This is a genomic window from Caballeronia sp. 11_S32 (assembly GCF_056930355.1).
This window is the reverse complement of record NZ_JBXOWH010000001.1, coordinates 267127-286849: the sequence shown is the minus strand read 5'-3', so window position 1 is coordinate 286849 and position 19723 is coordinate 267127. Positions and strand designations below refer to the sequence as shown.

The 19723-nt window shown below is 62.6% G+C and carries 22 protein-coding genes; 11 read left to right on the top strand and 11 right to left on the bottom strand.

Annotated elements, in window-relative coordinates; all coding sequences use genetic code 11:
• Positions 1–2 precede the first annotated feature (2 nt).
• Positions 3–452, bottom strand: coding sequence for a hypothetical protein (locus AC1Z32_RS01400; RefSeq protein ID WP_483476923.1), 450 nt, complete (start codon positions 450–452; stop codon positions 3–5).
• Here AC1Z32_RS01400 and AC1Z32_RS01395 point away from each other — a divergent pair.
• The 3 genes from AC1Z32_RS01395 to AC1Z32_RS01385 all read left to right on the top strand — a co-directional run bounded on the left by AC1Z32_RS01395 (position 451) and on the right by AC1Z32_RS01385 (position 2219).
• Entirely contained in the window at positions 451–600 is a 150-nt protein-coding gene (locus tag AC1Z32_RS01395; protein ID WP_483476922.1) for a hypothetical protein, read from the top strand. The genes AC1Z32_RS01400 and AC1Z32_RS01395 overlap by 2 nt on opposite strands.
• A 208-nt stretch (positions 601–808) precedes the next feature.
• Positions 809–2002, top strand: a complete 1194-nt coding sequence (locus tag AC1Z32_RS01390) for a helix-turn-helix transcriptional regulator (protein WP_483476921.1) — start codon at positions 809–811, stop codon at positions 2000–2002.
• Between the two features lie 22 nt (positions 2003–2024).
• Positions 2025–2219 carry a hypothetical protein gene (locus AC1Z32_RS01385; RefSeq protein WP_483476920.1) on the top strand — a complete coding sequence of 65 codons (195 nt, stop codon included), beginning with the start codon at positions 2025–2027 and terminating at the stop codon, positions 2217–2219.
• A gap of 27 nt (positions 2220–2246) precedes the next feature.
• Here the strand turns inward: AC1Z32_RS01385 and AC1Z32_RS01380 are convergent, their stop codons facing one another.
• The 7 genes from AC1Z32_RS01380 to catA all read right to left on the bottom strand — a co-directional run bounded on the left by AC1Z32_RS01380 (position 2247) and on the right by catA (position 8940).
• The gene (locus AC1Z32_RS01380) at positions 2247–3593 is read right to left on the bottom strand and encodes an MFS transporter (protein WP_483476919.1); all 1347 of its coding nucleotides are present in this window, start codon (positions 3591–3593) and stop codon (positions 2247–2249) included.
• Between the two features lie 203 nt (positions 3594–3796).
• Entirely contained in the window at positions 3797–4192 is a 396-nt protein-coding gene (locus AC1Z32_RS01375) for a RidA family protein (RefSeq protein ID WP_483476918.1), read from the bottom strand.
• 19 nt (positions 4193–4211) lie between these two features.
• Entirely contained in the window at positions 4212–4988 is a 777-nt protein-coding gene (benD, locus tag AC1Z32_RS01370; protein ID WP_483476917.1) for a benzoate diol dehydrogenase BenD, read from the bottom strand.
• A complete protein-coding gene (benC, locus tag AC1Z32_RS01365; RefSeq protein ID WP_483476916.1) occupies positions 4985–6013 on the bottom strand; it encodes a benzoate 1,2-dioxygenase electron transfer component BenC in 1029 nt (342 codons plus the stop codon). The genes benD and benC overlap by 4 nt, the downstream gene beginning before the upstream one ends.
• A gap of 35 nt (positions 6014–6048) precedes the next feature.
• Positions 6049–6537 carry a benzoate 1,2-dioxygenase small subunit gene (benB, locus tag AC1Z32_RS01360; RefSeq protein ID WP_062610446.1) on the bottom strand — a complete coding sequence of 163 codons (489 nt, stop codon included), beginning with the start codon at positions 6535–6537 and terminating at the stop codon, positions 6049–6051.
• Entirely contained in the window at positions 6534–7892 is a 1359-nt protein-coding gene (locus AC1Z32_RS01355; RefSeq protein ID WP_483476915.1) for a Rieske 2Fe-2S domain-containing protein, read from the bottom strand. Before AC1Z32_RS01355 ends, benB begins: the two co-directional genes overlap by 4 nt.
• A gap of 112 nt (positions 7893–8004) precedes the next feature.
• On the bottom strand, positions 8005–8940 hold the full coding sequence (gene catA / locus AC1Z32_RS01350) for a catechol 1,2-dioxygenase (protein ID WP_483476914.1): 936 nt from the start codon (positions 8938–8940) through the stop codon (positions 8005–8007).
• Between the two features lie 177 nt (positions 8941–9117).
• Between catA and AC1Z32_RS01345 the strand changes: the two genes are divergently transcribed.
• The 4 genes from AC1Z32_RS01345 to AC1Z32_RS01330 all read left to right on the top strand — a co-directional run bounded on the left by AC1Z32_RS01345 (position 9118) and on the right by AC1Z32_RS01330 (position 12809).
• The gene (locus AC1Z32_RS01345; protein ID WP_483476913.1) at positions 9118–10041 is read left to right on the top strand and encodes a LysR family transcriptional regulator; all 924 of its coding nucleotides are present in this window, start codon (positions 9118–9120) and stop codon (positions 10039–10041) included.
• A gap of 105 nt (positions 10042–10146) precedes the next feature.
• Complete coding sequence (locus tag AC1Z32_RS01340; RefSeq protein WP_062610442.1) at positions 10147–11274, top strand: muconate/chloromuconate family cycloisomerase; 1128 nt, start codon at positions 10147–10149, stop codon at positions 11272–11274.
• A gap of 33 nt (positions 11275–11307) precedes the next feature.
• Positions 11308–11586: a muconolactone Delta-isomerase gene (catC, locus tag AC1Z32_RS01335; protein ID WP_483476912.1), complete on the top strand. Its 279-nt coding sequence runs from the start codon at positions 11308–11310 to the stop codon at positions 11584–11586.
• A 17-nt stretch (positions 11587–11603) separates the two neighbouring features.
• Positions 11604–12809, top strand: coding sequence for a benzoate/H(+) symporter BenE family transporter (locus AC1Z32_RS01330; protein ID WP_483476911.1), 1206 nt, complete (start codon positions 11604–11606; stop codon positions 12807–12809).
• 6 nt (positions 12810–12815) lie between these two features.
• Here AC1Z32_RS01330 and AC1Z32_RS01325 read toward each other — a convergent pair whose 3' ends face one another.
• Both AC1Z32_RS01325 and AC1Z32_RS01320 read right to left on the bottom strand, forming a co-directional pair.
• Positions 12816–13589, bottom strand: coding sequence for an SDR family oxidoreductase (locus AC1Z32_RS01325; protein WP_483476910.1), 774 nt, complete (start codon positions 13587–13589; stop codon positions 12816–12818).
• A gap of 11 nt (positions 13590–13600) precedes the next feature.
• Positions 13601–14014: an acyl-CoA thioesterase gene (locus AC1Z32_RS01320; protein ID WP_483476909.1), complete on the bottom strand. Its 414-nt coding sequence runs from the start codon at positions 14012–14014 to the stop codon at positions 13601–13603.
• Between the two features lie 89 nt (positions 14015–14103).
• Between AC1Z32_RS01320 and AC1Z32_RS01315 the strand changes: the two genes are divergently transcribed.
• From AC1Z32_RS01315 to AC1Z32_RS01300, 4 genes are all read left to right on the top strand, one after another.
• Positions 14104–14808 (top strand): Crp/Fnr family transcriptional regulator, encoded by a 705-nt coding sequence (locus AC1Z32_RS01315; RefSeq protein WP_483476908.1) that lies wholly within the window; start codon positions 14104–14106, stop codon positions 14806–14808.
• A gap of 99 nt (positions 14809–14907) precedes the next feature.
• Entirely contained in the window at positions 14908–16266 is a 1359-nt protein-coding gene (locus tag AC1Z32_RS01310) for an MFS transporter (RefSeq protein WP_483476907.1), read from the top strand.
• A gap of 34 nt (positions 16267–16300) precedes the next feature.
• Complete coding sequence (locus AC1Z32_RS01305) at positions 16301–17221, top strand: beta-keto acid cleavage family enzyme (protein ID WP_483476906.1); 921 nt, start codon at positions 16301–16303, stop codon at positions 17219–17221.
• A 2-nt stretch (positions 17222–17223) separates the two neighbouring features.
• Positions 17224–18171, top strand: a complete 948-nt coding sequence (locus AC1Z32_RS01300) for a 3-hydroxyacyl-CoA dehydrogenase NAD-binding domain-containing protein (protein ID WP_483476905.1) — start codon at positions 17224–17226, stop codon at positions 18169–18171.
• Here the strand turns inward: AC1Z32_RS01300 and AC1Z32_RS01295 are convergent.
• Positions 18161–19714, bottom strand: coding sequence for a class I adenylate-forming enzyme family protein (locus AC1Z32_RS01295; RefSeq protein WP_483476904.1), 1554 nt, complete (start codon positions 19712–19714; stop codon positions 18161–18163). The genes AC1Z32_RS01300 and AC1Z32_RS01295 overlap by 11 nt on opposite strands.
• Positions 19715–19723 lie beyond the last annotated feature (9 nt).

Sequence of the window (19723 nt, the reverse complement as noted above, 5' to 3'; positions counted from 1 at the left end):
GGCTAAGGAATACGGTAGCTGCCGCTCTTTTTGCCTACGTAGCTGTAGGTGCCCTTGTCCGCGGGCAGGACCTGCACTTGCTGCCAGTCGAATTTTCCTTCGATGCCCTTGTATTTGCCCGTGCCCGAAGTGAGCGTGCCCTTGCCCGTCGTCGACCCGCCGCGATAGCTGAATGACTCGACAAACTTGTCGCCGTCCTTGTCGGTGTACACGCAGTAGCCGCTCGTGGTGCCCGCGCTGAAACCGGCTTCGACACAGCGCGCCGTGACGTTATGCATCAACGGCGCCTTGCTGTCGTTCGTCATCAGAAGCGTCGATTCGAAAAGATAGACCGCGTCTTCGCCGCCGGCGCCGATCTCGCGAACGTCCGCGCCTGTCGCGACATAAGTCGCCTCGATATTGCCCTGCTTGGGAAGCGTCTGTGCCGAGCCGGCCGAAGGCAACGCAACCATGGCCATTGCCAATACCGGCAGCGCCAAAGAACGGGATATGCGCATGCTGCTTTTCATCGCCGACCTCCACACGAAATTCTTCTTGATGTTCGCGACCATGCGAATTGGCGAGGCCATGCCCCGCGTTTCGTCGACGAATGCTTTCTAACGAACGTGCGATCGGCCCGCGCGGTTGTTAAGGACGTCTTCGTATGACTATTGAGTGTCCGTCTTTCGCGTGCGAATCGATACTCCCATTTGGGAGGAACATCGCTGGAAATTTACATATACTTTTCGTCGGGCTTACTTAAATGACCCACATCCGGAACGTGAAAGCGGGAACGTGAAAAGCGCGAAGACTCGAGGCGGGAGGCGGCATGCACCGGGCCGATGCAATTCATCGGGCGATCCAGCATATCTACGAGGCGACACTGGCCCCGGAGAACTGGCCAGCCGCGATAGCTTCCGTGGCGCAAGCCGGCTGCGCGCACAAGGCGATACTTCACGCGGCCGCGTCGAACGGACCGAATCTCGCTATTTCCAGCGGTTTTCGCGCGGATGACGTCATTCGTCTTCGGCGAGAACTCGAGCACAGGCTTCCCGACTGGATCGAAGCCATTCCCACAGGCACGGCATTGCGCCAGACATCGGCGATATCGGATGCCGAGTTCAGGAAATCGGACCTGTATAACATCGCGGTGCGTCCGGCGGGCGGCTTCTATGGAATCGTCGCACCGCTCGTTCGCGGGCCGGATCATCGAATACTTCTGGCCATCGCGCGTAACGCGGGGGCGGCTGATTTCACGGCGGAAGATGTTCGCGCGACGAGTCTCATCGGTTCGCATCTCGTCACTGCGTTGAAAGTCTGGCAACGCATCGCGGATTCGGAAGGGCGGGCATCGGCCGCGTTTGAAGCGATCGAGCGACTGAATATCGGGGTCGTGTTGCTCGATGAAAAGATGCGTCCGCTTCTCGCGAATCCCTGCGCCGAAGCCTTGGCCCGATCGCGCGATGGCCTGCTGCTGGAAGCGCACCGGCTATCCGCAATTCGCCCCGACGACGCAAAGAGCCTCGACGATGCGATTGCATCGGCGACACGATTCGGCGGCACACGACGCAGCGCGCCGGAATCGGCGACGCTCGGTTTATCGGCGTGGAAATGCATGATTCATCGCAATCCGCCGCAAAGCCCGCTCGTCGCGCGCGTCATACCCGTGGGACCGCCTTGCCCGTCATCGTTGGAGGTCGCGGCCGCGCGCACGATCGTCTTCATCATGGAGCCGGATCGCCCGCCGGCGATCGATGCTTCGTCCCTCAGCTCGACGTTCGGATTCACGCTTCGCGAAGCTGCGCTCGCGGCCGGGCTCGTTCAGGGAGCCGATCTGCGGCAGGCCGCCAGGCAGATGAACATTGGAATCGGCACTGCGCGCAGTTATCTCAAGCGAGTGCTTTCGAAAACCGACACGCATCGCCAGGCGGAGCTCGTGTCGTTCCTGTTGCGAACCAGTCTGCAATCCCTCGGCGATCATCCGGCAGGCCGGCAAAACGGCGTGTACGATAGAAACGGTTGAGCAATGTGTTTCAGGAGGCGTCATGAAAGCGGTGTGCCCGCTGCACGGGCCGACAACCATCATCCGCACGAACGCATACGGCTTTCCGGTCTATGCGTGCTGCTGCAACGACCTGCCCTATGTCACGCCACCGGACGCATGCACGAGAGCGCCGATACAACGCGGCGCCCCCGAGCAGCCGAAGCGCGCCCCGCGACCAGCAACGCCGAAGGAATGAATGCGCAGCGCGGTCTCATGGTTTTGTCTACGCCGGATCGGCTTCCGCGGCGACGGGAGCGATGCGGTCCGGCCGAGGCCGGCGCGAATCGATCAGGCAAACCGCCAGCATCGCGATGACACCCGGAATGGCAATGGCCACGAAGTTTTGCTGAAGCGGCAATGCCTTGCTCACGAGAAAGCCGATCACGATGGGCGCGAGAATCGCACCGCTGCGCCCCACGCCCGACGCCCAGCCGATGCCCGTCGATCGAATGGCGGTCGGATAATACTGTCCCGCGAACGCATACGTGACGATCTGCGTGCCGATCGTCGACGCGCCCGCCAGCCCGACGAGGAAGAACAGCACGCCCACCGGCACCTTGACGCCCAACAGGCTGATGGAAATGGCCGCGAGCGCATACATGACGATCAGGACGTGCTTGATGTTGAAGCGGTCGGCGAGCCATCCGCCGCCGATAGCGCCGATCATCGCGCCGAAGTTCAGCACGAGAACGAAGGTGAGCGCGGAGCCGAGGCTATGCCCGGCGCTCGCCATGAGCTTCGTCAGCCACGAACTCAATGCGTAGACCATGAACAGGCACATGAAGAACGCGATCCACAGCATGACGGTGCTCAAGCCGCGGCCTTCCGCGAACAGTCGCTTGATCGTCGAGCCGGGCGCGGCTTCGCGTTCGGACAGCGAAAAGCTATCGGCCTGTTGCGGCACGTAGGCGGGATCGACGCGCGGAAGAATCTTCTTCAGACTCTCCGAGCGGCCCGTTCGCACGAGAAACGCCAGCGATTCGGGCATGAACTTCAGGATCACGGGCGCGAGAAGCGCAGGCAAGCCCGCCGCGATGAACACGGATTGCCAGCCGTAACGCTCGATCATCGCTTTTCCGACCAGCGCCGCCAGCATGCCGCCGACGGAGTAGCCGCTGAACATCACGGTGACCATCGTGCTGCGGATCTTGCGCGGGGAATACTCGGTCATTTGCGCGACCACGTTCGGCATGACACCGCCGATGCCCAATCCCGCGAGGAATCGCGCGATGCCGAATGTCACGGGATCGCGGGTAAATCCCGCTGCGGCGGTGAATACGCTGAAAAGCAGAAGGCAGATCACGATCGCGGGCACGCGTCCGATTCTATCGGCGATCGTGCCCAGGAAAACCGCGCCGATCATCATGCCGAGCAAGGCGGAGCTCACCATGAATCCGGCGCTCGTCGGCTGAATGCCCATGTCTTTCATGATCGACGGAAGCGCGATCCCGACGACCGCGAGATCATAACCATCGAAAATGATAATGAGCGCGCACCAGCAAAGAAGCAGCAGATGAAACTTCCTGAACCTGGCGTCGTCGCATAACTTTTGAATGTCTATGTGGCGCATGATGTCTCCTTGATATAGGACTCGATTTACTTCCGCGATTTTGTTTTTTATTGATTCGACGGCTTCGCTGGACGCAACGCGTCCTTGCCTGCTGCCTTCGAAGGGCAGCAGGGTCGCGGGTCTTGCTGATGTTCTTCCTGCGTTGACGGACTGCGCTGAGGTCTTTCTTTGTGATTCTTGTCGTGGATGAATCAGTTTGCTGGCTAACCCAGCACGGCTACGGCCTTGATTTCGACGATATAGCCCGCCGCGCCGCCGAGCATATGCGCGCCGATCGCCGTCCATGCCGGCAGCGGATGCGTCGTGAGATACCGGTCGCGCACCTGCATGAACAAGGGCAGATCGCGCATGTCGGTGTGAAACGTGGTCACGTCGACCACATCGCTCAACGATGCGCCCGCCTCTTCGAGCACGAGCTTGAGATTCTCGAAGGCCTGCACGATCTGCGCTTCGCGATCCTCGACGAGTCGCATGGCCGCGTCGCGCCCGATCTGCCCGGACACGTAAATCGTATTGCCGACCTTGACTGCGGGCGCGTAGCGAATCTTCTCGTACACGGCTTCCATTCCCGCAGGGACGATAGCTTTGCGTTCACTCATGAAATGTGTCTCCGCTGAATCAGCCGTTGTCGCCACCAGCCACCGGCAACACCGCGCCCGTGATATAGCTCGCCTCGTCCGAAGCGAGGAAGAGAATCGGCGCGATTTGCTCGTCGAGCGTGCCATAGCGCTTGAAAAAGGTCGATTCCCTGACCTGCTCCACCGCTTCGCCCATCCAGATCTTTTCCTGCTCGCTATCGCCGGCGGCATTGCGCGGTACGCGTCGCGGAGGCGCTTCGGTTCCGCCCGGCGCCGCCGCGACCACGCGAATGTTGTGCTCCCCGTATTCCATCGCCAATGATTGCGTCATCGCGTTCACGCCGCCTTTGGCCGCCGAATACGGCACGCGCCGGATGCCGCGCGTGGCATTCGATGACACATTGACGATGGTTCCGCCGCCGCGCGCGATCAGATGCGGCAGCACCGCATGGCACGCGTACAACGTCGGCATCAGCGAGCGGCGAATTTCCGCGTCGATCTGAGCGGGCTCGAACTCGGCATACGGACGCATACGGATCGCGCCACCTACGCCGTTCACCAGAATGTCGATGCCGCCGAACTTGCGCACGGCAAACGCCATCGCCGACGCCGCGCCTTCATACGTCTCCAGATCGGCGACGAAGCCTGCCGTATCCGCGCCTTCCGCTTCGGCGGCGACTTCGGCAACGAAGTCGGCGCGATCCACCAGCAACACCTTCGCGCCCTCGGCGGCCGCACGCAGCGCCACGCCGCGTCCGATGCCCTGCGCCGCGCCTGTGACGACCATCACCTTGCCGGCAAATCGTTGCGTGCTCATGCGGCCACCGGTGCGACGTTGGGAGTGAATTTCTCGTAGTGGAAGCTGTTGGGCTTCACACCGTTATCGTCGAAGTGCTTGCGCACCGCATCGACCATCGGAGGCGGACCGCACAGGTACACGTCGACATCGCCATCGTTCAACGATTCCGCCGGCATGTGCTGCGTGACCCAGCCCTTGCGCGGATGAGCCGAATCCGCATCGGCAACGACCGTGCTGAACGTGAAGTTCGGCAGCTTCGCCGTATAGGCATCGATGGCTTCGACCTGCACGAGATCGAGATCGCGCGTCACGCCGTAGATCAGGTGAATCTTCTGCTGCGAGTTCGCGCGCGCCAGCACTTCCAGCATCGAGAGGAACGGCGCGAGACCCGTGCCGCCCGCGAGGAACAGCAACGGCCGTTCGACCGCGCGCAGATAGAAGCTGCCGAGCGGCCCGGTCAGTTCGACCGTGCTGCCTGCCTGCGCGGATTCGAGCCACGTGCTCATCACGCCGCCGGGAATCTTCTTGATGAGAAAGCTGATCTTCGTTTCACCGGGCGCCGACGAGAACGAATACGACCGATGCTGGCCGCTGCCGGGCACATCGATATTCACGTACTGGCCCGGCAGGAAGACCGGCGCAGCCGTGGCGGCATCCACGTCCAGTTCGAGCACCACGGCGGCGTCATTATGCTGCTCGACCTTCGTGACCGTCGCGGCGAACTTGCTTTGCGCGGTCTTGCACGCGGTGGAAGACGCCGGGACCGCGATCACGCAATCGCTCGACGGAACCATCTGGCACGTGAGCACGAGGCCGCCTTCCTTCTCGTCGTCGCTCAGTGCGTCTTCGATGTAGTCATCGCCGAGATCGTAGCTGCCGCTTTCGGCGCGGCATTTGCAGGTGCCGCACACGCCGTCGGAGCAATCCATCGGCAGATTGATCTTGGCGCGAAAGGCGGCATCGAGAACCTTCTCGCCTGCCTTGCATTCGACGAATCGCGTCACGCCGTCTTCGAAATTCAGTGCAATGTTATAGCTGGACATGTTGCCTCCTACTTCCTGTCTCATCACCGTGGGTATCAGACGTGGTAGACGTCGAGCACCTGACGGATGTAATCGTTCTTGAGCACAATCTTCTTGTGCGAGATCAGCAGAATGTCGTCGACCTTTCGCAGGGTCACGAACATCGTGCCGAAGAAATGATCGGTGATCTTGTACCGATGACTCAGCGTGTCGAAGTTGTAGCGCACGTCGACTTCGTTTTCACGCTCGGCCAGCACTTCCACGTTGGTGACGTTGTGGCTCGTGCGCGGCTCGGGCATGGAAGCGCCGCTGCGCTCGGTCTTGATGCGGAACACGCGATCTTCCAGGCCGCCGCGATCCGGGTAGTACATCAACGAGATCTGGCTTTCGTGGTCGTCGGTGATTTGATCGTCGTCGTCCCACGCGGGCATCCAGTACGTGACGTCTTCCGCATAGCAGCCGAGCCACTCGTCCCATTGACGGTCATCGAGCAGGCGCGCTTCGCGGTACAGCGTCGCGCAGATTTTCTGGTAATCGAAGCTCATGCCAGTGCCTCCCCTTGTTCCTTCTTGAGGGCGTCGCGCATGACGTTCACCCAGTATTCATGCTGCACGACGAAGAGACCTTCGTCTTCGCTGCGTTCGCCGGAAATGAGCGGCTTGATGCCCATGTTCTTTGCGTTGTCATCCGCGCCATGCACCCACAACGGCGCGCCGCGCGAAAGGTCGTTCCACATCGCGGTGATGCCGGCATAACCTGATTGGCACGCACGGAACTCTTCGAGATCGTCGCTGGTGCCCATTCCCGTCACGTTGAAGAAGTCTTCGTACTGGCGAATGCGCGTCGCACGGTCCTCGGCGCTTTCGCCCTTGGGCGCGAAGCAGAAGATGCTGACTTCGGTCTTGTCGACGCTCAACGGACGCACCACGCGAATCTGCGTGCTGAACTGATCCATCAGGAACACGTTCGGATAGAGGCACAGGTTGCGCGTCTGATTGACGATGTAATCCGCCTGCACCTCGCCCACACGCGCCTTGATCTCTTCGCGATGCTGATACACCGGCCGCACTTCCGGATTCATCGTCTTGGTCCACAACAGAATGTGGCCATGATCGAAGCCATAGACGCCCGCGACCGACTTGCTCCAGCTATTCGCATCGACGGCCTTGGTGCCTTCGACCTTGCGGCGGCCCATCGTCGCGGCGTAGTTCCAGTGCACGGTGCTGACGTGATAACCGTCGCAGCCGTTCTCCATCTGCATCTTCCAGTTGCCGTCGTAGACATACGAGGAGTTGCCGCGCAACACTTCGAGGCCGTCCGGCGCCTGATCGACGATCTGATCGATGATCACCTTCGTCTCGCCGAGATACTCTTCGAGCGGCATCGAATCCGCGTTGAGGCTGCCGAACAGGAATCCGCGATAGTTCTGGAAGCGCGGCACCTTGCGCAGATCATGCGAGCCGTGCGTATTGAACTGAATCGGATATTCGGTGGTCTTCTCGTCCTTCACCTTCAGGAGCTTGCCGGTATTGGAGAATGTCCAGCCATGGAACGGGCACGTGAAGCTGCCTTTGTTGCCATGCTTGCGACGGCACAGCATCGCGCCCTTGTGTGCGCAGGCGTTGATGACTGCATGCAGCTCGCCGGTCTTGTCGCGCGTGACGACCACGGGCTGACGGCCGATCCACGTCGTGTAGTAATCGTTGTTGTTGGGGATCTGGCTTTCGTGCGCGAGGTACACCCAGTTGCTCTCGAAGATGTGCTTCATCTCGAGATCGAACAGATCGGCGTTGGTGAAGATATCGCGGCGGCAGCGGAATACGCCGCTTTCCTTGTCGTCCTGAACTGCGGTCTGCAGCAGTTCATCGAGCTGACTGGCTTTGTCGGTGATGGCGGACATGTGTGCTCTCCTATGCGCGCTCCGCTCACGGAGCGCTGGCATCGGTGTCGAATGATTTCTTGCGGAGATTCAGGCGGCGACGGCGCGATCGGCCGGCGCCGCGTCTTGGCGCTTACGCCGTGGCGGATGCGCGCGGGCGATAGACGATCTGGTTGTCCTTGCCCTGCACCAGCGGAGTCAGCTGGATGTCGAACACGATTTCCTTGTACGCATCGACCTTCAGCCCGAGCGCCGCTCCGCCGGTCTTTTCGACGACATGCGGAACCAGCTCTTCGCGAGTCGCATAAGCGAAGTCGTCCCAGATCAGCGGATCGCCTTCGATGTTGATCTGCGTCGTCAGCTTGCGATGCTTCTCGCTGGTCGCAAAGAAGTGCACGTGCGCCGGACGATTGCCGTGGCGTGCGAGCGAATCGAGCAACTGCTGCGTCGCGCCTTGCGGCGGGCAGCCGTAGCCCACCGGCATGAGCGTGCGGAATTCATACTTGCCGTCGGCACCCGTCTTGACCGCGCCGCGCAGGTTGAAGTCGCTTTGCGCGCCGGTCGGGTCGAAGTGCGAATAGAAGCCCTTCGAGTTGGCGTGCCAGCATTCGACCAGCGCGTTCGCGACGGGCTTGCCGTCCGGACCCGTAACCGTGCCGCGGATAACCAGCGGACCTGCGTTTTCATCGGGATTGACGTCGATCTTCGACACGCCGTCGCGCACCGGCGCGCCGGCGACATACAACGGGCCTTCGATGGTGCGCGGCGTGCCGCCGTGAATATCGGCTTCGCGGTCCGCGGCATCCATGCGGATGTCGAGATACTTTTCCAGACCGAGGCCGGCGGCAAGCAGCGCCGCTTCGCCGTCCTGGCCCAGCTTGTTGAAGTAGTTGACGCCGGCCCAGATTTCATCGGGCGTCATGTCGAGGTCGTCGATCGCCTTGAACAAATCGCTCAACAGGCGATGCGTAATCTGCTTGGTGCGAGCACTGCCGTCCTGACCTCCGAGGTTGGCAGCGGCCTTCAACAGGTCCTGCACTTCCTTCGTATCGAACACATTGATGCTCATGTCTGCTCCTGAATCTCGCAATTTTCTGGTGGGGTTTACCCTTGCTTCAGCGCCGACAGAGATATGCTCGGAAGGTATAATCGGGTGCTGAAACAGAGCGTGAAAGCAGAATAGTCGACGAAAAGAGGCCCGGTCCAACACTGATTTAGTATCGGGCTATATCCAGGAGGTATTGAGATGGAGCTGCGACATCTGCGCTACTTCGTAGCGGTTGCCGAGGAACGCAACTTCACGCGCGCCGCACAGCGGCTGCACATTGCCCAGCCGCCTTTGAGCCGTCAGATACAGCAACTCGAAGAGACGCTCGGAGTGCAGCTATTCGAGCGCAACTCACGCCCCTTGAAGCTCACGGAAACCGGCAAGTTCTTTTATTCGCATGCGGTGCAATTGCTCGCGCAAACCGCCGAACTCGAATCGATGACGCGGCGAGTCGGCAATATCGAGCGCAGCCTTTCGGTGGGTTTCGTCGGCTCGACGCTGTACGGCATGCTGCCGAAGATCATCCGGCGTTTCCGCGACGAAAACGCCACCGTCGAACTGAGTCTCCACGAAATGTCGACGATGGACCAGATCCGCGCGCTCAAGGACGGCCGCATCGATGTCGGCTTCGGCCGCATTCGTCATGAGGATGCGAATATCCGCCGCGTGATTCTTCGCGAAGAGAAGCTGATCGTCGCGCTGCCGGTCGGGCATCCGCTTTCGCTCGCGAAACCCGTGCTCTCGCTGCGCGATCTCATCAACGAGACCTTGATCATCTTCCCGAAAGCACCGCGCCCGAGTTATGCCGATCAGGTGCTTTCGGCCTTTCAGGACCGCGCGCTCGCGCCGCGCAAGATCTACGAAGTGCGCGAGCTGCAAATCGCGCTGGGGCTGGTCGCGGCGGGTGAAGGCATTTCCGTCGTGCCGAGCAGCGTCTACGGCCTCAAGCGCGACGACGTGAGCTATAAGGAACTCGACGACCCCACGCTGGTTTCGCCCATCATCATGAGCATGCGGGCGCTCGACGAATCGCGCGACATCAAGGAAATGCTCGAACTCATCTACCGGCTGTACGAAGAGGAACGGATATCCTATACACCGCGCACGGATCGGGGGCGATGACGCGCGCCATACCTCGGGGGTATGGCACTAGACGTCAACGGTGTTGGACACGCGGCAAATGGGCGCGCAATACTTCAGCAACCCATCCATTCCGACATTTCAGGTATGAACGCCCAAATCACCTCCGTCGAAGCGATTCTGGTTGATCTCCCGACCATCCGTGCGCATCAACTCGCGATGGCGACGATGCAGCAACAAACCCTCGTCATCGTTCGTCTGCGCACGAGCGACGGCATCGAGGGCATTGGCGAAGCCACGACCATCGGCGGCCTGTCTTACGGCGATGAAAGTCCCGAAGGCATCAAGCTGACCATCGACACTTATCTTGCGCCCGCGCTCGTCGGACAGGACGCGACCAATATCAACGCCGCGATGCTCAGGCTGAACAAGATCGCGCGCGGCAACCGCTTCGCCAAGTGCGCGATCGAAACGGCGCTGCTCGATGCAGAGGGCAAGCGCCTGGGCGTACCGGTGTCCACGCTGCTCGGCGGCGCGGTGCGCAAGACGCTGCCCGTGCTGTGGACGCTCGCGAGCGGCGATACCCAGCGCGATATCGACGAAGCCGAAATGCTGCTCGCCGAACGCCGCCACAACACGTTCAAGCTGAAGATCGGCCGCCGCAGCGTGCGCGATGACGTCGCGCATGTATCGAAGATCAAGGCCGCGCTCGGCGATCGCGCGAAAGTCACCGTCGACGTGAATCAGGCCTGGAACGAAGCCGATGCCGCGCTCGGTATCGAAGCGCTGCAAGCCGCGGGCATCGATCTCATCGAGCAGCCCACGCCGCGCGAGCAGCGCAGCGCACTCGCGCGGCTCGCCGCGCGCTTCATCGTGCCGATCATGGCCGACGAAGCGGTGACGGGCCCGGAAGACGCGCTCGAACTCGTGCGCCATGCATGCGCGGATGTGTTCGCGCTGAAGATCGCGAAGTCCGGCGGCATCTACGGCATGATCCGCACCGCCGCCATCGCCGATGCGGCGGGCGTGTCGCTCTATGGCGGCACGATGCTCGAAGGCAGCATCGGCTCGATTGCATCGGCGCACGGATTCAGCGCGCTGCCGCAGCTTGCGTGGGGCACGGAGCTGTTCGGGCCGCTGCTGCTGAAGGACGACATCGTCACTGCGCGCCCGCAATACCGCGACTTCGATCTGCACATGCCGGAAGGACCGGGCCTGGGTCTTCAGATCGATGAAGAGAAGCTCGCGTTCTATCGTCGCGACAAGAACATCTGAGCGCCACCACCCAACACTTGATCGAGGATAACCATGCTTTATCTGGTAAGAATGGACGTACATCTGCCGCACGACATGCCCACTGCAAAGGCCGACGAAATCAAGGCGCGCGAAAAAGAGTACTCGCAGGAGCTGCAACGGCAAGGCAAGTGGCAGCAATTGCATCGCGTGGTCGGTGAATATGCGAACTACAGCGTCTTCGATGTCGACTCGCACGACGAGCTGCACACGATTCTCTCGGGCCTGCCCTTGTTTCCCTACATGACGATGAAGGTGACCGCGCTCGCGCATCATCCGTCGTCCATTCGCTGAAACGGCGCACCGCACGCATGAAGCGCGAGACGGAAAGCACGTTGTTGCCCGCTGCCCCGAAAGGGACGTGGTCGGTATCGGCCGTCACCGCCGGATTGCTGGCGGTGATCATCTCGTATGCCGGGCCGCTCGCGATCTTCTTTCAGGCGGCGCATGCCGCGCATGTCGGCAACGAGGTCGTCGCGTCGTGGGTCTGGTCCATTTCGATGGGCGCGGCGGCGTCGGGCATCGCGCTCAGCTGGTGGCTGAAGCAGCCGATCATCACCGCGTGGTCCGCGCCCGGCTCGGCCTTGCTGGTCACGCTCTTTCCGGGCATGCCGGTCAGCGAGGCGATCGGCGCATATATCGTCGCGGGCGTGTGCATCTTCGCGCTCGGCGTGTCGGGCCTGTTCGACCAGATCGTCAAGCGAATACCGAAAGGAATCGCCTGCGCCATGATGGCGGGCATCCTCTTTCAGTTTGGCGTCAACGTATTCAAGTCGGTTGCGGTCACGCCATGGCTCGCTTTCGGCATGCTGGCGAGCTTTCTCGTCTTCCGCCGATGGGCGCCGCGTTACTGCCTCATTCTCGTGCTGGCATTCGGCGGCGCGCTCGCAATGGGGCTCGGGCTCACGCATTTCGAGTCGGTCAGCTTTCATCTCACGCGCCCCGTCTTCACGATGCCCACGTGGACCTGGCAATCGACAGTGAGCCTCGCGGTGCCGCTCGTCATCGTCAGTCTGACGGGTCAGTTCCTGCCTGGGTTCGCGATCCTGCGCGCGTCCGGCTATCAGACGCCGAGCCGTCCTGTGCTCATGGCGACGAGTCTCGCGTCCATTCTGGTTGCGTTCTCCGGCGGCATCACCATTGTCATCGCGGCGATCACCGCTGCGCTGTGCACCGGTCCCGACGCGCATCGTGATTCGCGGCGCCGTTATGTAGCGGGCATCGCGAACGGGCTTTTCTATCTGATCGGCGGATGCTTCGCCGGCACCGTCGTCATGTTGTTCGCCGCGCTGCCGAATGCATTCGTCGCCGTGCTCGCGGGGCTTGCGCTGCTGGGCGCGATCGCGGCGAACATCGTCGGGCTGGTGCATGACGAGGCGCATCGCGAAGCGTCGTTCATCACGTTCATCGCCACGGCGTCCAATATGAGTTTTCTCGGTCTCGGCTCGGCGTTCTGGGGCATCGTGCTCGGCACGCTCGCGCATCTGATTCTCGGAAGCGCGAAGCAAAAAGGCTGAGCGGAATCACGACGCGCTTTGCGAATCGCCATCGATCGGAATGATTTGGCCGGAGATGGACCGTCCCGCGCTCGATGCGAGAAACACCGCGAGCGCGGCGATATCCGCCGGATCGACGAAACGTTTGATCGACTGATTCGCGAGCGCCGATGCTTCTTCCTCGGCCACGCTGCGACCGCTTGCCGACGCGCGTCCTTCCAGAACGCGCTGCATGCGCGGGCCCTTCACCGCGCCCGGCAGGATGGCGTTGACCCGAATGCCGAACTCGCCGAGCTCGCGCGACAAGGTCTTGGCGAATCCGACCAGCCCCCATTTGGTCACGGCATAAGGACTGCGGTTCGGATAGCCGAACCGGCCCGCGAGCGACGACATGATCACGATCGTGCCCGCGCTCGACTGCTTCAGATGAGGAATCGCATGTTGCGTCACGATGAAGGTGCCGGTGAGATTCACGCGCAGCACGTTGTCCCATGCGTCCGGGTCCATGTCCGCGACACTGGCTGCGGGACCGGCGATGCCCGCGTTATTGACGAGCACATCGATGCCGCCGAGCGCGGCCGCGGCATCGTCGACCATGCGCGCAGCCGCGGCACGATCGCCGATATCGCATACCGATGTCACGACGCCCGGCATCTGCTCCTGCAATCGTTGCAGCGCGGCTTCATCGATATCGCAGACGAAAACCTTCGCGCCCGCGGCCACGAACGCCTCGGTGATCGCGTGGCCGATGCCGCTTGCGCCGGCGGTAACCAGCACGCGCTGAGTTGTCGAAATCGTCATGGCGTCCTCCATCATGAACAGGCTGCGCGAATGAACTCGGGCACGGGCACGGCCTTCAGGCGTCCGTCTGCCTGCTTGACGCACAAGGCGCGCGTGGCGCGGCCTTCGCAGATCAAGGTATCGCCGCGCATGATGCGATGATTCTGGATGAACACTTTGCCGCGCCATTCCTCGATGCTGCTATGCACCTCCACGGTTTCCCCATACGTTACCGACGTATGAAAGCGCGTGTGCATCTCGAGAAGCGGCGCGCCGATGCAGTTCGGCAGGTCCGTCATCGCGCGCCATGGCGGCAAGCCGCACTGAATGAAATAATCGTGCGAGGCGGCGTCCATCCAGCGCGAGAAGTTCGGGAAGAAGACAATGCCCGCCGGGTCGCAATCGCCGAACTGCACGTCGATACGGTAGATAGTTTCCTTGCTCATGAGCCCATGATCCTCCTTCGATTACCGACATTGTGCGCCTCGCGATGTCCCGACACTGTCGATCTCGCGACAATCGTGAGTTGCACCCTATGACGCGGCGCAAGCGCACGAGCGCCCCGTCGCTCACGCTGGACGAGCTGCTCGCGCAATCGTCGTGGTTCGCGCGGCTCGACGCATCCGCGCAGGCCCGTGTGCGCGCGGAAGCGTCCGAGCGCACCGTCGTCATGGGTCAGGTGCTCGGGCATCATGGCGAGCGGCAGCATGTGTGGTTCGGCATGCTCGAAGGCCTCATCAAGTGGTCGATCACCGCGCGTGACGGACAGACCGTGACCCTCGGCGGCCAGTCCGCCGGAAGCTGGTTCGGCGAAGGCACGCTGATTCGCAATGCGCCGCGCCAGTCCGATCTCATCGCATTGCGCGACAGCCGCGTCGCGCAGATTCCGCTCGCCACGTTCAACTGGCTGCGCGAACATCAGCCTTCGTTCAACGAGTTCCTGCTGTGGCAAGTCAACGAACGCCTGCACTGGTTCATGGCCGTCGCCGCGGCGCACGGGCTGCTCGATACCGACAGTCTCGTCGCGCGGGCGCTGGTGGGCATGATTCATCCGCTGTCGAACGCTAGCGGCACGAGTCACTTGCGCATTTCGCAGGAGGAACTCGCGAATCTCGCGGCCGTGTCGCGTCAGACCTGCAACAAGGCGATGAACCGCTTCAAGAACGCCGGCCTCGTGCGCGCGGAATACGGGGAAATCGTCATACTCGATCTGCCGGGGCTGCAGGCGATCGCGCAATAAGGCCCTCGCGTATACGCTGACCCGGACTGTCGCCCGATCGACAGTTCCAATAAACCCGCTCCCAAATAATGCGTGTCATACCAGACAGGGAGACACGCAATGAATCGCATTCGTCCGCTGACCGGCGCGGCGGTCATCGACAGTTCGCTCGGCCGCTCCGAGGAAGACGCCGTCTTTCGCAAGATCAGTTTGCGTGTCATGCCGCTCGTGCTGATCGCTTACGTGTTCGCATTTCTCGACCGCATCAACATCGGCTACGCGCAACTGCAGATGAAGCAGGATCTCGCGTTCTCCGATGCCGTGTACGGTCTCGGCGCGGGCATCTTCTTCGTCACGTACCTGCTGTTCGAAGTGCCCAGCAACCTGCTGCTCGAAAAGATCGGCGCGCGGCTGACGTTTCTTCGCATCATGGTGCTCTGGGGCCTCACGTCGGCCGCCACCGCTTTCGTCACCGCGCCGTGGCAGTTCTATGCGATCCGCCTCATGCTCGGCATCTTCGAGGCGGGCTTCTTTCCCGGCATCATCCTGTATCTCACGTACTGGTATCCGAGCCAGCGGCGTGGCCGCGTCACCGGCCTCTTCCTCTTCGGCATGCCGATCACCGGCGTGCTCGGCGGTCCGCTCTCCGGCATGATCATGAGCGGCATGGAAGGATTCCACGGCATGCACGGCTGGCAATGGCTCTTCATCGTCGAAGGCTTGCCGACGGTCCTTCTGGGCTTTCTCCTTTACCGCATGCTGCCGAACAAGCCCGACGAAGCGGCATGGCTCGACGATGCCGAGAAAGAGACGGTGCGCGCGGCCATGAACGCCGACCACAAGGACGACGCCGCGCACGGCGGACACGGCAAGCTCCTTGCCGCACTGACCGATCCGATGACCTACGTGCTCGCGTTCATCTACTTCTGCTGCGCGTGCGCCGTCTACACGATGACATTCTGGCTGCCGACGATGATCAAGGGCATCGGCATCGCCAACGTATCGACGATCGGCTGGTTCACCGCCGTGCCCTACTTCTTCGGCGCGGTCGGCGTGCTCATCATCAGCCGCAGCTCGGATCGTTTCGGCGAACGCCGGTGGCATGTCGGCGGCACGCTCGCGATCGGCGTCATCGCATTGGCATCGACTTCCTTCGTCCATGCCGGCATCGCTCCGGTCATGGCGCTGCTGTGCGTGGCCTCGTTCTTCATCTTCGGCGGCGGTTCGCTCTTCTGGTCGATTCCGCCCACTTATCTCGGCCGCAATGCCGCCGCGGCGGGCATCGCGGTGATCAGCTCGCTCGGCATCCTCGGCGGCTTCGTCAGCCCGACCGTGATCGGCTGGATCAAGGGCGCGACGGGCAGCATCCAGACGGGTCTGCTCGCGTTGACCGCGGTGGTGCTGATCGGTTGCCTGACGGTGCTGATCGGGCTGCCCAGGCGCGCGCTTCGGGTAGGAACCGACGCCACCCATTCCTGAAGAAACCTGCATTCCTCATTCGGAGAGAGACATCATGAGCAAATCCAAAGTCATCGTGACGGTTGCGCCCACGGGCGGCATGGCGACCAAGAAGATGAACCCCAATCTGCCGACGCAGCCGCGCGAAATCGCCGACGATACCTACCGCTGCTACAACGCGGGCGCGAGTGTCGTCGCCGTGCACGCGCGCCGCCCGGACGATCAGGCGACCTGCGATCCCGCCATCTACAGCGAGATCAACCGTCTGATTCGCGACAAGTGCGACATCGTCCTGAACAACTCCACCGGTGGCGGCATCAACGGCGACATGGTTCGCGAGCTCGACAACGGCTTGTGGGAAATCATGTGGGAAGAGCGGCTGAAAGGCATGCAGGGCGATGGTGTCGAAATGTGCACGCTCGATGCGCAAACCGTGGTCGCGAGCTTCGAAGGCAAGGAGATCCTGGTTGCGACGCCGCCGTCGCGCATCCGGCAGATCGCCGGCATGATGAAGGAACGCGGCATCAAGCCCGAATGGGAAGTGTTCGGTCTCGCCGATATCGTTCAGGATGTGCAGCGCGCCCTCAACGAAGGACTCGACGAAGCGCCGCATTTCATCAACATCGTCATCGGCGCGAATGCGTTTCAGGGCGCGCTGCCTTATACGCCGCGCCTGTTGCAGACCATGGTCGATCATCTTCCGGCGCGCACCGTGTTCAATGTCAGCGCGATCGGCGCGGCGCAATTGCCCGCTGCGATGAACTCGCTGTTGCTCGGCGGACACGTGCGCGTGGGACTCGAAGACAACCTGTACTATCGGCAGGGGCAATTGGCCACCAACGTGCAACTGGTCGAGCGGCTCGTGCGCCTCGTGCGTGAGATGGGATACGAACCCGCCACGCCCGAAGAAGCGCGCGAGATCATCGGGCTGAAGCCCTTGCGCTCGGGCGTCGCGGCTGCCGCCATGGAGCGTTGAACATGAAAGCGAGCAGGGTCGAAAGCGTGGCGGTCGTCGGCACGGGCGTGATCGGTGCAAGCTGGGCCGCGTATTTTCTGGCGCGCGGGCTGCGCGTATCGGCGACCGATCCGGCGCCCGGCGCGCGCGAGCGGCTGATGGCGGCCATCGCGCGGCATTGGCCGACGCTCGAGCAAATCGGCCTGGCGAAAGACGCTTCGCCGTCGAATCTCACGTTCCACGACGATCTCGAAAGCGCGCTGTCCGGCGTGCAGTTCGTACAGGAGAACGGGCCCGAGCGCGAAGACCTGAAACTCGATCTGCTGAGACGAATCGATGCGGCGCTTCCCGAGGATATCGTGATCGCGTCGAGCACGTCGGGGCTTTTGATGAGCCGCATGCAGCAGGCGTGCCGGCATCCGGAGCGTGTCGTGCTCGGGCATCCGTTCAATCCGCCGCATCTGATCCCGCTCGTGGAAGTGATCGGCGGCGAGGCGACATCCGCCGCGTCGCTCGAACGCGCGATGGCGTTTTACACCGCGATCGGCAAGCGCCCCATTCATCCGCGGAAGGAGATGATGGGCCACATCGCCAATCGCCTGCAGGCGGCGCTCTGGCGCGAGGCGTTTCATCTCGTGTCGATCGGCGCCGCGAGCGTCGCGGACATCGACGACGCCATCGCCTATGGTCCCGGCCTGCGATGGGCGGTGCTCGGGCCGTTCGCGAATCTGCATCTCTCTGGCGGCGAAGGCGGCATTCAGCACACGCTCGATCACCTCGGCCCGCCGATGCAAAGCTGGTGGGATGACCTCGGCGCGCCGCGACTGACGCCCGAACTGCAGCGCAAGGTCGTCGATGAGATGAAGGCGGCGCTCGCGGACCGGTCTTCAGAATCGATGGAGACGGAACGCGACCGCGTCATGCTCGAGTTGCTGAAGGCGAGACGCGCGGCCGGTTGCGCTACGCGCTGAATGCGGCTTCCTCTTCGACGCCAGCGTTCGAAGCATCGCGGCACAGGAGCGCGATCGCGCCGCGATCGACCTTGCCCTGCTCGGTGAGCGGCACGCGTTGCACGGCGGCCATCCGCACGGCCTTCGCGACACGCGCGCCGCACGCCGATTCGAGCGTGCGCCTGCAACGCGCCATATCGACGCCCTTGCCTCGCCAAGGCACGACCACGACGTCCCACACATAGCCGCGTGCGGCATCGCCCGATGCCACGGCGCGCGCATAGCGCACATCGGGCAACGCGCACAGCGGCGTTTCGATGTGCGCCGGGCCGATGACGGCACCGTCCATCTCGGCGACATCGCCCGCGCGCCCGAGCACATGCAGATTGAGCTTCTCGTCGATGAAGCCGATATCGCCCGTGAGGCACCAGCCGTCGCGGAACTTCTGCGCCGCCTCGATCGGCTGACGATAGTATCCCTGCGCCACCGCCGCCGACTTCACTTCGATCGCACCGTGCTGTCCTTCTCGCGCGAACATGCCGCCTGCGCGGCGAATCCGCACATCGACGCCGGGCCGGATGCGCCCCGCGCTGTCCAGCAAGCTCGCATCGGCAAGATAGTCCGATGGCGACAGCACGCTCACGAGCCCCGCTTCGCTCGCGCCGTACATATGCGTGAGCACCGGGCCGAACCGCGCGATCGCGCGCCGCCGCAAGATCGCGGGCGCGGATCCGCCGATGTGCGCGATCGAGCGCAACGATGACAAATCGCGCAGGCGAGCGTCCGGGTGATCCATCGTCTCGAAGAGTTGCGGCTCGACCAGCAATACGTCGGTGATACGTTCGGCCTCGATCGTCGCGAGCGTGGCGACGGGATCGTAGCGAGGCTTCAGCACGACCGTGCCGCCGCCCATCAACGTGTTGTCGACGAGCACCTGCGACAGATAAGCGAGCGCCCCGTTGACGAGCTGACGGCGGTCCGCGGGGCTCGGCGCGCTCACCAGCGCCGAGTACGCGGCGAAGCTGCGGCGGCTCGCTTTCGGCACGCCGGTCGAGCCGCCCGACGAGACGATCACCGCGAGATCATCGGGCATCGCGTTGCTTTGCATCGGAGAATCACACTGGACGCACGCGCGAATGTCGAGCCGCAAACGCGCCGGGCCTGTCCCGACATAAACGCGTTGCGCGCCGCAGCGCTCGGGCACGAGATGCGCGGTTTGCGCGAACGCGACGAGCAGCGTCGGCTGCATGCGCGTCACGAACGCCGCGCGATGCTCCGCCGATGCGATGGCGGGCAGGAACATCGTCGCCGCACCGAGCAGGTTCGTCGCGTAGCGAATGGCGAGCGCATCGGGTCGATTCGGCGCGAACATGGCGACGAGCGCGCCGCGTCCGATGCCGAACGATGCCAGCGCCCGCGCATAGCGATAGATCGACGCGCGAAACGCGGCGCCCGTCACGTCCTCGTCGAGATAGCGCAGCACCGCGCGATCGGCGTGCGCTTCGAGCTGATCGAGCAGGACATCGACATAAGGCCGAAAGGCCGCTTTCTTTCCGGTTTCCATGACTGCATC

Coding starts and splice junctions, on each gene's coding strand:
- benC (WP_483476916.1), bottom strand. CDS start 6,013: ATGTCCAGCTATAACATTGCACTGAATTTCGAAGACGGCGTGACGCGA.
- AC1Z32_RS01300 (WP_483476905.1), top strand. CDS start 17,224: ATGAAAGCGAGCAGGGTCGAAAGCGTGGCGGTCGTCGGCACGGGCGTG.
- AC1Z32_RS01340 (WP_062610442.1), top strand. CDS start 10,147: ATGAACGCCCAAATCACCTCCGTCGAAGCGATTCTGGTTGATCTCCCG.
- catC (WP_483476912.1), top strand. CDS start 11,308: ATGCTTTATCTGGTAAGAATGGACGTACATCTGCCGCACGACATGCCC.
- AC1Z32_RS01375 (WP_483476918.1), bottom strand. CDS start 4,192: ATGAGTGAACGCAAAGCTATCGTCCCTGCGGGAATGGAAGCCGTGTAC.
- AC1Z32_RS01325 (WP_483476910.1), bottom strand. CDS start 13,589: ATGACGATTTCGACAACTCAGCGCGTGCTGGTTACCGCCGGCGCAAGC.
- AC1Z32_RS01395 (WP_483476922.1), top strand. CDS start 451: ATGGCCATTGCCAATACCGGCAGCGCCAAAGAACGGGATATGCGCATG.
- AC1Z32_RS01355 (WP_483476915.1), bottom strand. CDS start 7,892: ATGTCCGCCATCACCGACAAAGCCAGTCAGCTCGATGAACTGCTGCAG.
- AC1Z32_RS01345 (WP_483476913.1), top strand. CDS start 9,118: ATGGAGCTGCGACATCTGCGCTACTTCGTAGCGGTTGCCGAGGAACGC.
- benD (WP_483476917.1), bottom strand. CDS start 4,988: ATGAGCACGCAACGATTTGCCGGCAAGGTGATGGTCGTCACAGGCGCG.
- AC1Z32_RS01400 (WP_483476923.1), bottom strand. CDS start 452: ATGGTTGCGTTGCCTTCGGCCGGCTCGGCACAGACGCTTCCCAAGCAG.
- benB (WP_062610446.1), bottom strand. CDS start 6,537: ATGAGCTTCGATTACCAGAAAATCTGCGCGACGCTGTACCGCGAAGCG.
- AC1Z32_RS01305 (WP_483476906.1), top strand. CDS start 16,301: ATGAGCAAATCCAAAGTCATCGTGACGGTTGCGCCCACGGGCGGCATG.
- catA (WP_483476914.1), bottom strand. CDS start 8,940: ATGAGCATCAATGTGTTCGATACGAAGGAAGTGCAGGACCTGTTGAAG.
- AC1Z32_RS01295 (WP_483476904.1), bottom strand. CDS start 19,714: ATGGAAACCGGAAAGAAAGCGGCCTTTCGGCCTTATGTCGATGTCCTG.
- AC1Z32_RS01310 (WP_483476907.1), top strand. CDS start 14,908: ATGAATCGCATTCGTCCGCTGACCGGCGCGGCGGTCATCGACAGTTCG.
- AC1Z32_RS01385 (WP_483476920.1), top strand. CDS start 2,025: ATGAAAGCGGTGTGCCCGCTGCACGGGCCGACAACCATCATCCGCACG.
- AC1Z32_RS01320 (WP_483476909.1), bottom strand. CDS start 14,014: ATGAGCAAGGAAACTATCTACCGTATCGACGTGCAGTTCGGCGATTGC.
- AC1Z32_RS01390 (WP_483476921.1), top strand. CDS start 809: ATGCACCGGGCCGATGCAATTCATCGGGCGATCCAGCATATCTACGAG.
- AC1Z32_RS01330 (WP_483476911.1), top strand. CDS start 11,604: ATGAAGCGCGAGACGGAAAGCACGTTGTTGCCCGCTGCCCCGAAAGGG.
- AC1Z32_RS01380 (WP_483476919.1), bottom strand. CDS start 3,593: ATGCGCCACATAGACATTCAAAAGTTATGCGACGACGCCAGGTTCAGG.
- AC1Z32_RS01315 (WP_483476908.1), top strand. CDS start 14,104: ATGACGCGGCGCAAGCGCACGAGCGCCCCGTCGCTCACGCTGGACGAG.